Source organism: Phytohalomonas tamaricis (assembly GCF_003012345.1).
In the GTDB taxonomy this organism is placed as follows: domain Bacteria; phylum Pseudomonadota; class Gammaproteobacteria; order Pseudomonadales; family Halomonadaceae; genus Phytohalomonas; species Phytohalomonas tamaricis.
Map to the genome: position 1 here is coordinate 469,911 of NZ_PVRV01000020.1, position 15,405 is coordinate 485,315.

Below are 15,405 nucleotides of genomic sequence, written 5' to 3' on the forward strand. Positions count from 1 at the left end.
AGGTGTCACCGCTGATTTGTGACGATATCTACGTACTTGCGAGCGCTATGGCCGCCGATGTTGACGCCGTATGGTCGCAAGTAATGGCATGACGATACGCTACAACACTCGACGGGAAGAGAATCTCCCGCCATGCTGAGAAAAAGACAATACAACCGACCGAGGAGATGGGCATGGTCAAGCATATCGAGACACGTGGCAGCCATCGCGACATTGGCGCTGCACATGGGCACGAAGCCGCCACCGAAATCCAGATCAGCCTCGACAATTATGCCTGGCTATTCAAGGACTTTGCCGGTATCGACTGGCGCCAGGCGCGCTACACTGCGGAAATGTTCAAAGCCGCCGTCGAACACACCAGTCCTGAATTGCTTGATGAAATGGCCGGTATCGCTGAAGCCGCCAATGTCGACCCGCTCGATATTCTGGTACTCAACTCGCGTAGCGAAATCGCGCTCACCCATTTCCAACCTGCCCAGAGCGACGGCTGCTCGGCGCTGGCGCAGCGCCATCCCGATACAAAGGAGCAGTGGCTTGCACAGAACTGGGACTGGAAGCACGAGGCCGGGGACACCTTGATCTTGCTGTCGGCCGCGCCTGACGACAAACCGGCGTTTCATATGGTCACTGAGGCCGGCATTATCGGCAAGATAGGCTTCAACGACCAAGGTGTCGGCGTCTGCCTGAACGCACTGCGCTCAAGCATCTGCCGTCCCAAACTGCCGATTCACGTCATGCTGCGCCGCGTGCTTGAAAGCGACAGCGTCGAACACGCGCTTGACATGATCGATGACCTTGGCGTGGCCAGCCCGGCACACTTTCTGATTGCCGACGGCGCCGGTCATGCCGCAGGCATGGAGGTGTCACCGATGGGCGATTCCGCTACTGCCCCACGTAGCGGCAATCTTTTCCATACCAATCATTTGATCGCCAAGCATTTGCCGCCCGGCCTTGAAGATGCCCCACATGAAGAGTCGTTTACCCGCCTTGCCCGCCTGAAAGCGATCAGCGAAGGCGTCTCGCCCTCCTTTGAATCGCTGCGTGAGCGGTTGAGCGATCAACAGAACGCCCCCGATGCGATCTGTCGCAGCGAGAATCCCAATATGCCCGAGAGCGAGCGCATGGAGACCCTCTTCACCATCATCATGAACTTGAGTGACAAGAAAGCGCGGGTAAGCTTTGGCAAGCCTTGCGATGTGTCAGAAACGGTTGAATTGGGCTTTTGAACAGCGCGCCCCGACACTGCATGTGTCGGTGCGCTGTATCTAAACCTGAGCCTACGCAATATCCTGCGGTTGATCGACATCACGCCAGATACCCGGGTCATCGACCTCGATTTCATCGATATAATCACGATAGATAGTCAGGATGCCTCGCGCCCCTTCATCCTGACCAAGCGCCGAGAGTGCCGTCCAGAACTCGTGGCCAAAGATGACTGGGTGACCACCGCGCCCCTTGTGGACAGGGCGTACAATGCGTGAGGGGTTGGCCTGTTCGGTTAACGCGTGAAGCGTGTCGGGCGTCACCCAAGGCATATCGCCGAGCACAACGGCCACCGCATCGCACTCAATGCCATGCAGCGCACGAATGCCATCGGCCAGGCTTGCGCCCATCCCCTCATGGGCATGGGCGGCATGCAAGACGCTGGCGCCTGCCGGCAGATTCATTGCCAGCGCACTATCCTCCTGACGCAGCACCACGAATGTCTGCGCAAAGTAAGGCAGGACACTATCTACGGTGGCACACAGCAGCTCGCGCCCGTCCGGTAAGCGCGCACGCCGCTTGTCACTGCCGAAACGGTGGCCCCGCCCCGCAGCCAACACAAGCGCGATGAAGTGAAGTGCATCAGGTCGAGAACCGGCAGTTGCCGCCACATGGTGGCTCTTGTGACTGTCAGACGACATCGACCGCCGCCTTCTCGTCATCCATGGTCATCGTCGTCTTGCCGTTATAGACGCGCATCACATCGGCCACCACGGCCAAGGCGATTTCAGCGGGCGCCTTGCTGCCCAGATCGAGCCCGATCGGCATGTGAATGCGTGCAATCTGCTCATCCGTTAGCCCACCGGAGCGCGCCAGCCGCGCGGCGCGCTTTTGAGACGTCTGCTGTGATCCCATTACACCGATGTAGAACGCTGGCGTTCTGACCGCTTCAATCATCGCCAGATCATCGATACGCGGGTCATGGGTCAGCGCCACTATTGCCGTTGCCTCATGGCATGCGCCGGAGGAAATAAACAGCGAGGGCAGAATCGCCTGGACCTCAACACCCTCGACACTAAAGCCGCGCCGCTGTTCTTCACGTGGGTCACAGACAATCACTTCATACCCGAGCGTGCGCGCAAACTCGGCACAATACTGCGCCACCGGCGATATTCCCGCCAGAATCAGGCGCAATGCCGGGCCGACCCGCACACGCACCGCACTCGGTTCGCGTTCACCTTCACGCCTTTCGCGCTCAACTGTCGGTCCGTTATGCTGCGCATCGAGCGTGACGCGGTAGCGGCCACTGGCCAGCTCGACACGACGGACCAGCCGTTTCTGACCCAGCAGTGTGGCGGCGAGTACTTCGAGATGGGTCATCCATTCATCGTTAGCCTCATGGCGTTCGACAAGGACTTCCAGCACGCCACCGCAAGGCAGTTGCAGGCGCTGGCTTTCTTCCTGGCTTTCACCATAGCGCACTACTGTGGCAGGCTGGTTAAATACGCCGTCACGCAGTGCTTCTATGAAGGCGTCTTCAACGCAGCCACCCGAGAGCGAGCCGATATAGCGACCATCGCCTCTGGCCACCAACAGCGAGCCCGGCGCACGCGGCGAAGATCCATAGGTTGACAGTACCGTGCACAGCCACAGCGTTTCGCCATCGCGTGCCCATTCGAGCGCCTGTGTGATGACCTGTAGGTCGAGATGACGCATCGACATCTCCATGTGCAATGATTGAAATTGGCGATAGCGGGCACTTCGTTCGCTATCGAAGTAAATACATGCATGAAGTCTAGCCCTGTTTATGCCTCCGCGTCAGTTCGACACGTGCATTAGGCTAACGCTTCGATATAAGGATGATCATGACTACACGCCCTCCTCTGCCTCCCTTTGACCGTGACAGCGCCCTGGCGAAGGTACGCGCCGCCGAGGATGCCTGGAACACCCGTGACCCCGAAGTGGTGGTCAAGGCATATTCACCCGACAGCCGCTGGCGCAACCGTTCCGAATTTTTCCAAGGTCACGAGGCCATCGTTGAGTTTCTGACGCGCAAATGGCAAAAGGAGCGCGGCTATCGCCTCGCCAAGGAGCTATGGGCCTTCGACGACACCAAGATAGCGGTACGCTTTCAATATGAGTGGCACGACGGTACTGGCCAATGGTATCGCGCCTATGGCAACGAACAATGGGAATTCAACCCTGAAGGCCTGATGATACGACGTGAAGCGAGCATCAATGAGATGCCCATTGAAGATGGCGCACGGCGCTTTCGCTGGAAGGCGCCCGGTCCTCGCCCGGCAGAACATCCCGGTCTTAACGCGCTCGGCCTATAAGTCAGCCAGTTATCACGAGTATCGTGGGTGACAGTAACTTTCGGCGCCTGTCGAAACGGCGCCGAGCGTCACTATGGTGGTGCTATCTCCCACCTAACCGACATGAGGAGATAGCATGACACTCACCCACGATGCTCATCGGCACCGCCTTGAACAGCAAAGGGAACGAGAGCTTTCGCTTTCGCCTGCGCCCATTTCACGTATTACTCCGCATTGGCCAGCCCTCTTACCATGCTCCAGAACTCGGCATAGACAGCATGGCTGGCAAACTCAAAGCCCGAGGCCAGTAACGCATCGAAATCGCCCCATAACTCCCCAAGCATTGGTTCGCGCTCGCGCAGCGCTGCCATACCGTTGAAACTCGCCTCCTCATATAAATTGCGTGCGGCTTCTCGCGCGGCCTCTTGATCGTCGCCTGAGGGCGCCTGTGGATCACGCTGCGCGGCCAGCCATATGAATGCCAGCTCTGGCGCGGTCGCCAAGGGCGTCTGGCGCGCCTGCCACCACAGCTTCAGTAACTGTTGCATGCACTGGCTGGCTTCTCCTGATGCGGGCGGTGCCACAGTCAGTTCGCGGTCTTCAAATAACAAGCCAATGTGCACGGCCTTGCCCATCGCTGCCAATGCCTGTTGCAAAAGCCACGGCCGGAATAGGCGGTTGGGCTTGCCGTAGCTTTTCAGCCGGCCATCCCGATCGGTTTTGAGATGCCCGAAGTGCGAAGGCTCAAGCGTCCACCACCACATGCGCCCTTCCGTGTCGCGGTGCAGATTATCAATTACATCATCAAGGGTCAGTTCAATATCCGCGTCATCATCGCGCCAGTGCGTTGCAAATCGCTCGGCAGGCAATGCCTCAAGCGTTTCACTGACCGCTTGCCAACGTGTCAACTGAGCCTCAAGCGGACCAATCAACCCGTTCAGCAGCGCATCGCCAAATCCCAACGCGGGTAACCGTCCGCTGCGCCGCAGTTGCTCGGCAACCTTGACGACCGACTGCCCCTTGCGCGCCTCATCAAGCAGTTCTCGCTTAAGCCAGTAGCTTTCCAGCCCATTGAGACCAAAAGGCTCAGCATCTTCGACCGGCGTCTCTGGACGATGAAACCTGACGCCTAAGCGCTCGCTGACACAGACACCGGGCGGTAAACGAAGCAGACGTTCGAGATCAGCCAACCGCAGGGCTTCAACCGGCGGTGATGCAGGCGGCAGAGTCATGTGATTCAAGCGCTGACCAGGCGCATGGGCCGCTTCCCAACTGGTATCGAAAGTGAAAAAAGGCGAGTCGGCATCAAAATAGCGCATCGAGAATGGCTGCAGCGGATACTGACGAATCAGGCGTCTTCGTAGCGCCTGCTCGCTATCATCGGCCTCATCAGCAGGCCGCCAGCCAAGGGCGATGGTATCGAGCAGTTCCCCGACCAGCATCGACGGGGCACGCTCGATATTGTCCCGCTGATCGCGCCCGATCCATGAGACAGTCAGGCGATCACGAGTCGAAAGCAGTGCTTCAAGAAACAGATAGCGGTCGTCATCGCGGCGCGAGCGGTCACCGGCCCGGGTGCGTGTCGCCATCAAGTCAAAATCCTGAGGCAACCGCGCTCGCGGGTAGTCGCCGTCGTTCATGCCCAGCAGAAACGTCTGGCGAAAGGGAATCGCGCGCATCGGCATCAGGGTGGCGAAATTGACCTTGCCGGCTAAAAAGCGCTGGGCAAGCCCACCCTGATCAAGTTCCTGACGTATCGACTCGCGCACGACCGTAAGCGGCACAGCCGAATCGAAATCAGCACATGTGCAAGCGTCCAGCCAGCGTGCGATAGCGCGATCGACGCGATCAAGCGTATCAAACTCATCCTGTTCACGAAGTGCAAACAGCGTCTCGAACATGGCGGATAGCTGCACGGCCCACTGCTGCGGGGTTAGCGACGTGGCGAAACGCTGCCGATGCTGCCCCAGCCTTCGGATCAGTTGCGCCAGCTTGCCCGCCAGTTCGGCGTCCAGCCCGCCTACCTCGTCGTAGGCAACAATCCCATCGAAATCACCGCCCACGCCGGTTGCGTAGCCCAGCAGCATGCGCTCAAGCCCGAAGCGCCAGGTGTTGTCATGCAACGCAGGCAGACCGAGATCGTCACGATGTTGCCTATCCAGCCCCCAGCGCACTCCGCTACCGGCAAGCCACTGACGAGTACGTTCCAGATCGCTCTCACTAATGTCACAACGACGCCGGAACGCGGGAATATCAAGCCAGTCGAGAATCTCGGTCACGCCCAAACGACGTTCAGGCAATTCCAGCAGTTGCAGCACACAGGCCAGAAGCGGCTCTGCCTCAGTGGCCAGCCGATCAGCGACGGTGAACGGAATGTAGCGCGGATCATCAAACGGTATCTGCCCGAACACCGCCTCAATAAATGGTGCATAGCGATCGATATCCGGCACCATCACGATCACGTCGCGCGGCTTCAACGTGGCGTCACGCTCGAAGGCATCAAGCAGTTGATCGTGCAGGATCTCGACTTCACGCAGCGGTGAGTGGGCGCTGGTAAAGCTGACCGAATCATCATCGACAGCGATCACCCGCTTGGCGCCCTCCTCCTTTACCCGTTCGGCAGGATGGACGAGATCAAGGATGTCCTGCTGCAGTTGGTTAAGCAGCGGCGCATCCGCTGAATCAGCTCGCTCGCGGAAAACATCACTTTCCAGGTCAAATGCATTGGCCCCCTCGAAATCGTAGAGAGCCACAATGAAATCGCGTCCCTGAGTGCCCCAACCCGCCAGCAATGGATTAGCCTTGAGATGGAGCGTTTCCGGGTCAAGCCCTGCCAGCGTCGGTTTTTCCGCATGCCGCACTGCACGGCGAATCGCCTCGCGATCCGTTACTACATCCCCCCAGTAGTAGCGGCATGGATTGGAGATCATCAACACGACATCCATCACACCGGATAGCGCATGCAATGCTTCCAGTAGCTGTGCCGGCAGCGCCGAAATACCAAAGACAAATAGCCGCGGCGGCAGCTCGGCAGGCCGTTCGCTCAACCCACGTGCAACGCGCAGAAAACGCTCATGCAAGGCGGCGCGATGATAATGCCGCGCATAAGAAGGTGCATCACTCAACAAGATACGCCACAGCTCGGGCTGCCAGGCATCTTCGTCAGCGAGATCAACAGGCGCCGTTTCGCCGCGCTCCCAAGCGGCAATCCAGTCGGGACGATAGACCAAGTACTGATCGAACAGATCGGCGAGCTGGGCGGAAAGCTGAAAGCACTTGCGATCTCCGCACGGCTGGGCATCGCTTTTATGCTGACTCGTCTGCGCTTCGATCTCATCGGAGAGATAGTGATGTAGCGGTGCAAACAGCGGTTGACCTACCAAGCGCGGCAGCAACCTCATCAATCGCCAGGTCAAGGGACCCTTGTCAAACGGCGACTGCTTGGGAATCTCATTGCCTAGTACTGCGCGATAGGCGCGCCAGACAAAGCTTGAAGGCAGAGGAAAATCAAGCGAGGCGGCAATGCCGTCCTTCTCGGCCAGTGCCATACGCAGCCACTGTGCCATGCCGTTGGACTGCACCAGGAACGTTTCCTGAGTCAATGGCGGCAGCGGCTGACGATGGATCAATTCAAGCGAGAGCTCGCGCAGGTCTTCAAGGTGATTGGCGTGGAGTACTGTGAACATTCGCATCCCGACTCAAGATGAGCGCCTATCCTAAACGTTACCGCGCGTGCAGGCATCATCTGGGCAGAATGAAATGAGCGAAGTCTTATCGGTCGGTGTGATAACCAGGACCAGGAAAGCTCAAAAGGAACTCAATCAGGCAGCGTGCAGAAACGATGAAGGGGAACCCTTCAGTTCCCCTTCATATGCCTTCTTATGCTTGCGATAGCCGTTCCTGGTCAGCTTCTTCCTGTCCTTGAACACATGGCTTTTCTGATAGTGCATGGCGTTTTTATGGACGACATTACGCGCTTTCATGATTACTCCTTTTAAAGCGTCCGATTACGCTAATACTTCAATTTTCCAACTTACCAACAGTGCAACGCGATCAAACAACTGACTGTCTATGACCGGTTTCAAGCGGTTAAATTCCCACCCGTGCCATCATCATCGTTAGGTTCATCGGCAGAGAAATGCCCTTCCAGTGCGGCTATATAGCGCTGCGCAGAGCGCGCCACCTTGGTTCTCGCATCACCAATCACGTTCCTATCCGTCCAGGAACCGTAGATACGATCAAACTCAAGACGCTGCACCTGTGCATTCATGTCAGCAACCTTGCTGGCCGGCAAGGGGATCAGATTAGGATAGCTGTAAAGAAAACTGACCCAGTCACGGTCCTGTGCAACCTGAATAGTGTCACCGGTAAATAATGCACCGCGCCCCTGCGCGCCTTCGGCCCAATGCAGCACCTGGCTGCCCTTGAAGTGGCCGCCGAGCCGATGCAGCGTTAAACCGCCAAAAAGATCATGCTGCTCATCCGTCCAGAGCACAACATGATCATCCCGGCGTATAAGCCAGCCAGCATCATCTTCATGCAGATAGATCGGCACATTGAGAACCTGTGCCCATTCGATCATTGTCGAGTAAAAATGTGGGTGAGAAATCGCGATAGCATCGATACCGCCCAAGGCATCGAGTTCCCGCTTGAACTGCTTGTCCATGGTTGGCTGTCCGGCTAAATAGGGCACACATTCCCACATCAAATTGCCGACATCGGTTTGCACGATCAGCGCACGCTGACCAATCCCAAACGATGGTGTGCACTCCAGACTCGATAACCGGAGTTCATCATCAAAAGCCTTGAATACATTGCTATAGCCCTTGTGGCGCATGGCATCTAGCGTTGTCCAGCGCTGCCCCGACCAACCGACATACTGCCGTTCATCCTCACAGATGGGACAATACGCCGGCGGCTTTTCACTTGGCGCGAACTGGATGCCACAGGTTTCGCACATATGAGCGTGCATATATTCAAAACTCCTTTACAAGCAGTACTTTAGCCTATTTCATTGCCACACACCTGCCATATCTCGACAGCAGCCATAAGTCAATACGACTTAGAGTTAGCACACACTTGAAAGCGTTTTCCATTATGTTAGCCGGGTCATCATTTCTTGCACAGCGCCTGGCATTGCCAGATGTTAGCATTCGTGTTGAGCACCATTCGCAATAATGTCAATCCATGAGTTTATAACATGACGAATAACGCTTCAGATCAGGGACGCTACCGTGGTGCCCTGATTGTCATTACCTCTATCTTTTTCATGTGGGGTCTGCTGACCAGTCTTAACGACGTTCTCATTCCGCATCTAAAAAGTGTATTTTCGCTCAGCTATACCCAAACGATGCTGATTCAGTTCACCTTCTTCGGTGCCTATTTCATCGTATCGCTACCGGCCGGGAAACTGGTTGCCAAGCTGGGCTACAAGAACAGCATCAGTTTTGGCCTGCTAGTTGCCGGCGTTGGCGCGCTGCTGTTCTTCCCTGCCGCCAAGGCACCCTCTTATCCATTATTTCTGACCGCGCTGTTCGTTCTGGCCAGCGGTATTACCATCCTGCAGGTCGCGGCCAACCCGTACGTCAGTCTGCTTGGGCCGGAGAAATCCTCATCGAGCCGTCTTAATCTGGCGCAGGCTTTCAACTCGCTGGGCACGACTGTTGGCCCCGCGCTTGGAGGACTGCTGATTCTGTCCGGCGCAGCGCTAAGCTCTGCTGACGTTCAATCTGCTGCAGGTGAAGTGGCAGACCGTTTGAGCGAAGCACAGATGGTTCAGGGACCTTATCTGATTCTTGCCGCCATTCTCGCCACCCTCGCGGTCGTGATCTTTTTCTGGCGCCTGCCTAATTTCAAGGATCAGGCTCAGGACGACATGACCGACAACCTGACGTACGGCGAAGCAATGCGCCATCGCCACGTCGTGCTTGGGATGCTGGGTATTTTCGCCTATGTGGGTGCGGAAGTATCGATCGGCAGCTTCCTGATCAATTACATCACTCAGGATCATATCGGCAACATGAGCGAAGGCAGTGCCGCCAACTATGTCGCCTATTACTGGGGCGGCGCGATGATCGGACGTTTCATCGGTTCGGCGCTACTGCAGAAAGTCCGTGCTGGCCTGCTGCTAGGTCTGTTCGCCATCATCGCCAGCCTGCTGCTCATTATCACCATGATCACCACTGGCCACGTCGCCATGTGGAGTGTGGTCGCGATCGGCCTGTTCAACTCGATCATGTTCCCGACTATTTTCACGCTCGGCATCGCCAAGATGGGCCCGTTGACCAGTAAGGCTTCCAGCCTGTTGATCATGTCCATTGTCGGTGGCGCAATCCTGCCGGTTGCAATGGGCTTTTTGGCTGACCATATGGGCATTCAGCATGCGTTCTTCTTGCCGCTGATCTGCTATCTCTACATCCTGTTCTACGGTCTCAAGGGTTCCAAGGTGCAAAATCCTGTCACCACCGAGCATGCAGCGACGACACGCTAACGTTCGCTACTGACGTTCAGGTCGACACGCAAACGCCCCGCAATCGCGGGGCGTTTTCTTTGTTACACCGGTGAAATCTGAGGACTAGTCGCGTCCGGGCCGGTCATCGTAGCGGATCACGTTGTGCATGTAACCGCCATCGGCATAGAGGGTCGTGCCGGTCACATAGCGCGCATGTTCAGAGCACAGGAACGTGACAATACCGCTGATATCCTGTGTTTCGCCGACGAACCCAAGCGGTATCCATTCGTTGTACTTGTCGCGACCGGTCTTCTCGATATCTTCGCGATTGATATCCGTCTCGATGGCACCGGGGCTCAGGCCAACGACGCGAATACCGTATTCTCCCCATTCAACTGCCGATGCGCGCGTTAGCATCTTCAACCCCGCCTTGGCCACGCTATAGTGAGACACGCCCTTGCGCATGATTTCGTCATGAATCGACTGGATATTGATGATCACACCACCACCGCCATTTTTCATGCGTCGTGCCGCCTGCTGACTGCACAAGAAAGGTGCTGTCAGATTGACCTGCATCAATTCACTCCAGACGTCCAAGGGCATATCTTCCAGCGCATGGTTATTTTCGAACCCGGCGTTATTAACCAAGATATCGAGCTGCTTGAAATGATCATCAAACTGGCGAAAGATCTCTTGAACAGCTGCGGATTCGGAGAGATCACCCACCACAGGCACCACCTTGACACCGTATTGTGATGCTATTTCATCAGCCAGCGTCTTGACCTCATCACGCATCTTGCGTGTATGCAGTGCAATATCGCAGCCGGCCTGTGCAAGTGCATGAGCAATCGATGCCCCGATCCCGCGATTGGCCCCCGTTACCAGCGCTGTCTTGCCTTTGAGCGTAATATCCATGGCTAGCTAGCCTCCTGCTTCGAAGAAAATGAACGCAATCACCCTGCGGTTCTTCGAGCCTAGACCATTCTGCGCAATGTGCAGGAAACACGGGACAGCAATGCCAGACGCAAAAAGGCCGGGCATAGTCCGGCCTTTCACCCTCTTGCTTGGTAGCGCTTAACTATTAACGGTCACTACCTTCTGCTGGCGCACGCCACCCAGGCATAGCATCAAGCCGATCACCGCACCGAGGATGGAAATTGCCGCGACATAATAGGCCGGTGCCATCGGATCGGAGGCCATCGTCAGCGAGATCACCATCGGCGTCATCCCGCCGAAGATCGCATAGGCGACATTGTAGGAAAATGACAGTCCGGTAAAGCGCACCGCCGCCGGAAAGGACTTGACCGCGACCGCCGGCACGACGCCGGTCAGCCCCACGAAGAAGCCCACCAGGGCATACATCGGGAATAGCAGCGCCGTGCTCTCGTGCATCATCGAGTAGAAGCTCCAGTAGCTGATACCCAGCCCCAGGCTCCAGATCGTCAAGATGATGCCATTACCAAAGCGGTCGGCCAGATGACCCGACACCAGACAGCCAATGATGACACAGACGATCGCGAGGCTATTGGCCTCCAGAGAGGTCTGCGCGTCGATATTGGCGAACTGCTGCAGGAGCGTCGGCGTCATCAAAATGGTAACGACCACTGCTGCGGTCAAAAGCCAGGTTACGCCCATCGACAGAACAACCGACCGCCAGTGCTCACGCAATACGGTCTTGATCGGCAGCTCAGCGGACAGCTCCTTGCGCGCTTGCAGTTCAGCAAAGATCGGCGTTTCGTGCAGCCAGCGACGCAGATACATGGTGATAAAACCCAGTACGCCACCCAGCAGAAACGGAATACGCCAGCCGTAGGCCGCGACTTCTTCGGCCGTGAATGCGGCGTTGATTGCAGTGGCGACTAAAGATCCCAATAAAATGCCGGCTACCAGACCCGAGGAGAGCGTGCCGCAGGCGAAACCGATATGACGGCTTGGTACATGCTCGGTCACGAATACCCAGGCCCCGGGCGCTTCACCACCGATCGCCGCACCCTGCAACACACGCATCAGCAGCAAAAGAATCGGCGCGGCAATACCAATCGTCTCGTAGGTCGGCAGTAAGCCCATCACCAGCGTCGGCACCGCCATCAGAAAGATACTGAACATGAACATCTTCTTGCGACCGAGTAGGTCACCGAAGTGCGCCATGATGATGCCGCCCAGCGGGCGCGCCAGATACCCCGCGGCGAAAATACCAAAGGTCTGCACCATGCGTAGCCAATCGGGCATATCTGCAGGGAAGAACAGCTTACCTACTACCGTGGCAAAGAAGACGAAAATGACAAAATCGTAGAATTCGAGTGCGCCACCGAGTGCAGATAATGACAGTGTCTTGGCATCGTGGCGTGTGAGCGCGCGAGTCGAACCGGCATGGTCACCGGTAGAAGCGCCATTGTTTGAATTCATAGGGGCTTGCGTATTCATATGAATATCAGCGTCTTTAGGTTGACGTTAGGCACGTAAAACCAGGTCGGCGGGGGTAATACCAGGCTTTACATACTTTCAGGAGAGTGTGTCCAGAGTACGGCAGGGGTTTTCGCCACTCTGCGCTCGCTTATTGCCTTGGGCGCCTTTTGGGCATTAGGGCAAACGAGCTAATGAGCCACTTTATCAGATACTATCAGGAGAAACAGCCTGAGATGCCCATATCCCGGACGTTAACGACTATTTACCCATCTCTCTCCAAATTTGACAGCAGGTCACACGCCTCCCTAGGATCGAATGAAGTAACATTGCTGAAGGCACTGCTCAGTGCATCTGCTTGCTTAACACCAACAATAAACACGCAAGGAAGCCTCTAATGCCCTCTTCGCCCCCTCTACCGTGGTATCAGCGCATCCCTCATCCAGCCGTGCTGATTTTCAGCCTACTGATTATCGTCTGGACATTGACGTTGATCGTACCCGCTGGCGTATATGATCGTCATGACGTCAACGGGCGCAGCGCGGTCATTCCTGGCACCTTCCACTTTGTTGCAAGCGATGCCCCTTCGTTCCTTGCCATCTTTCACGCCGTACCGCTAGGCATGGTGCAAGCCAGCAGCATCATCTTCGCCGTCTTCATCGGTGGAGGACTATTTCGCGTCATGGAAGCGACCGGTGCGTTAGAAAATATGGTGGGTACGCTGGTTAAACGCCTCGGCCATGAGCGCCCCACACCGCTTATCTGGATCATGACGTTCATGTTTGGTGCACTCGGCATCGCTGTGGGCTATGAAAACAATATTGCGCTAGTCCCTATTGCCGTGCTGCTCGGCCGTGCAATAGGCGGCGACCGTTTAGTCGGCGCAAGTATTGCGCTGGGCGGCGTGGGGATCGGCTTTGCCACCTCGCCGATCAATGTCTACACCGTGGGCGTCGCCGATCAAATCGCTGATCTTCCTTTGTTTTCAGGCGCAGTCCTGCGCAGCATATTGTGCCTCGGTGCACTGGCGCTGCTTGCCCATCACACCAGCCGTTACATGAAGCGCCTGAAAGCCGACCGTCGCAATTCCCTGCTGTCCGATAGCGACGAGGCATCATCCCTTACCAAACCGCTCGCCGATTATCACCTGAGCGGACGTGACTATCGCGTGCTGGGCACCTTCATGATCGGTCTCGCCGTAATGCTTTACGGCGTATTCGCTTACAGCTGGTATATCAATGAGATTGCCGCCACGTTTCTGGGCATTGCGGTAATAGCGGGATTGATGGCGCGCATGAAGCCCGGCGAAATAAATACCTATTTCTTTGAAGGTGCGGCTTCCGTAACGACTGGCGCCTTGCTGGTCGGGCTCGCGCGCGGCATTCAGGTGCTGCTCGACCAGGGCCAGATCGGCGATACCATTGTTGATATGCTGGCCGCACCCTTGAGTCAGCTTCCTGTGCTGGTTTCTACACTAGCAATGACCTTGGTTCATGCGGTGATAAACATCATTATCCCTTCAGGCAGCGGCCAGGCAATGGCAACCATGCCGATCATGATTCCGCTTGCCGACCTGATCGGCATGACACGACAGACCGCGATCCTTGCTTTCCAGGTCGGTGATGGATTGACCAACATGATCGTACCTACCTCAGGGGGTACACTAGCCATGCTCGCGATCGCCAATGTGCCCTATGATCGCTGGGTACGCTTCTTCATGCCGCTACTGGTCAAGACGTTTCTGCTCAGCTGGGTGATGCTCTCCGTCGCTGTGGCTATCGGCTGGGGGCCCGCCTGAGCCCTGATTAAGTGAATACAGGAAAGGCGCCGAGCAATGATGCGGCGTGTTTATCTTTTACCGGCTGACGCCAAGGAATACTGCATGTCGCCAACAGAACTTCTCACGCAACTGGTTGCCTTCGATACCGTGTCACGCAACTCGAATCTGGAGATGATCGCTTACCTTGAGCGTTATCTGCGTGATTATGGCATCGACAGCGAGCGGATCGAAAACGACGACGGCTCGCGTGCCAACCTGCTGGCACGCATCGGTCCAGAGGTCGAGGGCGGTGTGGTGATCTCTGGCCACACCGATGTAGTGCCGGTGGATGGCCAACCGTGGACGACCGATCCATTCACACTTACCGAACGCGACGGCAAGCTTTTTGGACGCGGCAGCTGCGACATGAAAGGCTTCATCGCCTGCGCCTTGGCATTGGTGCCTGACTGGGTGAAGCGCGAGCTTAAACGACCGATCTATCTGGCCTTTTCCTATGATGAGGAGATCGGCTGCCTCGGCGCGCCGCGCATGATCGAGCGACTGGTCGCCAACTGCCCGAAACCGTCAGCCGTCATTGTCGGTGAGCCAACGCTGATGCAACCCGTTACCCAGCAAAAGGGCATCACCTCTTTGCGCACTGTAGTGACCGGTATCGAAGCACACTCAAGCCAGATTAATCAGGGAATTTCAGCAATTCACGTCGCTGCTCGCCTGGTGACCAAAATAGAAGCAATCATGGCTGAGCTGGTCGACGAGGAACGTTGCAATCACGCCTTCAATGTCCCCCACTCAAGCCTGCATGTCGGCAAGATTCAGGGCGGCACGGCAATCAACATCATGGCGCGACAGTGCAGTTTCGAATGGGAAATTCGCCATCTGCCTGAAGACGGCTTTGACGCGGTATTCCAACGCTTTGATGACTATGCTCGCACCGTGCAAGACGAACTCAAACAGCGCGATAGCCGTTTTGCTATCGAAACGACCCAGCTGACGCATGTGGTTCCCGGCCTTTCCCATCGCGATAACGCACAGGCCATTGCGATCTGCGAGCAACTGCTCGGCAAGCGTGAACTCGATGCGGTGGCCTACGCCACCGAAGCCGGTCAGTTCCAGAATGCAGGGCTTGAAGCGATTATTTGCGGGCCCGGCAGTATCACTCAGGCTCATCAACCAGACGAATTCATCAGCATCGAACAGCTCGAGCAAGGCGAGGTGTTCATGCGCCGACTGGGCGAGGCGTTAAGCTAATCGCC

General features: G+C 56.5%; 12 protein-coding genes. 5 read left to right on the plus strand and 7 right to left on the minus strand.

The window, feature by feature from the left end; genetic code table 11:
• Positions 1-173: 173 nt before the first annotated feature.
• Positions 174-1,226 (plus strand): C45 family autoproteolytic acyltransferase/hydolase, encoded by a 1,053-nt coding sequence (locus C3Z11_RS07610; protein WP_262927292.1) that lies wholly within the window; start codon positions 174-176, stop codon positions 1,224-1,226.
• Positions 1,227-1,277: 51 nt separating this feature from the next.
• Here C3Z11_RS07610 and C3Z11_RS07615 read toward each other — a convergent pair whose 3' ends face one another.
• Together C3Z11_RS07615 and C3Z11_RS07620 are read right to left on the minus strand one after the other, a co-directional pair.
• The gene (locus C3Z11_RS07615; protein WP_106477337.1) at positions 1,278-1,904 is read right to left on the minus strand and encodes a nucleotidyltransferase family protein; all 627 of its coding nucleotides are present in this window, start codon (positions 1,902-1,904) and stop codon (positions 1,278-1,280) included.
• Entirely contained in the window at positions 1,894-2,919 is a 1,026-nt protein-coding gene (locus C3Z11_RS07620) for an XdhC family protein (protein WP_106477338.1), read from the minus strand. The genes C3Z11_RS07615 and C3Z11_RS07620 overlap by 11 nt, the downstream gene beginning before the upstream one ends.
• A gap of 149 nt (positions 2,920-3,068) precedes the next feature.
• Between C3Z11_RS07620 and C3Z11_RS07625 the strand changes: the two genes are divergently transcribed.
• A complete protein-coding gene (locus tag C3Z11_RS07625) occupies positions 3,069-3,539 on the plus strand; it encodes a nuclear transport factor 2 family protein (RefSeq protein WP_106477339.1) in 471 nt (156 codons plus the stop codon).
• Between the two features lie 203 nt (positions 3,540-3,742).
• Here C3Z11_RS07625 and recC read toward each other — a convergent pair whose 3' ends face one another.
• From recC to C3Z11_RS07635, 3 genes are all read right to left on the minus strand, one after another.
• The gene (gene recC / locus C3Z11_RS07630) at positions 3,743-7,204 is read right to left on the minus strand and encodes an exodeoxyribonuclease V subunit gamma (protein ID WP_158700945.1); all 3,462 of its coding nucleotides are present in this window, start codon (positions 7,202-7,204) and stop codon (positions 3,743-3,745) included.
• Positions 7,205-7,339: 135 nt separating this feature from the next.
• Complete coding sequence (locus C3Z11_RS17025; RefSeq protein ID WP_262927293.1) at positions 7,340-7,501, minus strand: DUF7230 family protein; 162 nt, start codon at positions 7,499-7,501, stop codon at positions 7,340-7,342.
• A 98-nt stretch (positions 7,502-7,599) separates the two neighbouring features.
• Entirely contained in the window at positions 7,600-8,490 is an 891-nt protein-coding gene (locus C3Z11_RS07635) for an MBL fold metallo-hydrolase (protein WP_106477341.1), read from the minus strand.
• A gap of 228 nt (positions 8,491-8,718) precedes the next feature.
• Between C3Z11_RS07635 and fucP the strand changes: the two genes are divergently transcribed.
• Positions 8,719-10,008 (plus strand): L-fucose:H+ symporter permease, encoded by a 1,290-nt coding sequence (gene fucP, locus C3Z11_RS07640; RefSeq protein WP_106477342.1) that lies wholly within the window; start codon positions 8,719-8,721, stop codon positions 10,006-10,008.
• A gap of 84 nt (positions 10,009-10,092) precedes the next feature.
• On the opposite strand, the gene C3Z11_RS07645 is transcribed toward fucP, so the two are convergent.
• Together C3Z11_RS07645 and C3Z11_RS07650 are read right to left on the minus strand one after the other, a co-directional pair.
• Positions 10,093-10,884 (minus strand): SDR family NAD(P)-dependent oxidoreductase, encoded by a 792-nt coding sequence (locus C3Z11_RS07645; RefSeq protein WP_106477343.1) that lies wholly within the window; start codon positions 10,882-10,884, stop codon positions 10,093-10,095.
• Between the two features lie 159 nt (positions 10,885-11,043).
• Entirely contained in the window at positions 11,044-12,375 is a 1,332-nt protein-coding gene (locus tag C3Z11_RS07650) for an MFS transporter (RefSeq protein WP_106477760.1), read from the minus strand.
• Between the two features lie 394 nt (positions 12,376-12,769).
• On the opposite strand from C3Z11_RS07650, the gene C3Z11_RS07655 reads away from it, so the two are divergent.
• On the plus strand, positions 12,770-14,170 hold the full coding sequence (locus C3Z11_RS07655) for a YfcC family protein (protein ID WP_106477344.1): 1,401 nt from the start codon (positions 12,770-12,772) through the stop codon (positions 14,168-14,170).
• An 84-nt stretch (positions 14,171-14,254) separates the two neighbouring features.
• Positions 14,255-15,400: an acetylornithine deacetylase gene (gene argE, locus C3Z11_RS07660; RefSeq protein WP_106477761.1), complete on the plus strand. Its 1,146-nt coding sequence runs from the start codon at positions 14,255-14,257 to the stop codon at positions 15,398-15,400.
• Positions 15,401-15,405 lie beyond the last annotated feature (5 nt).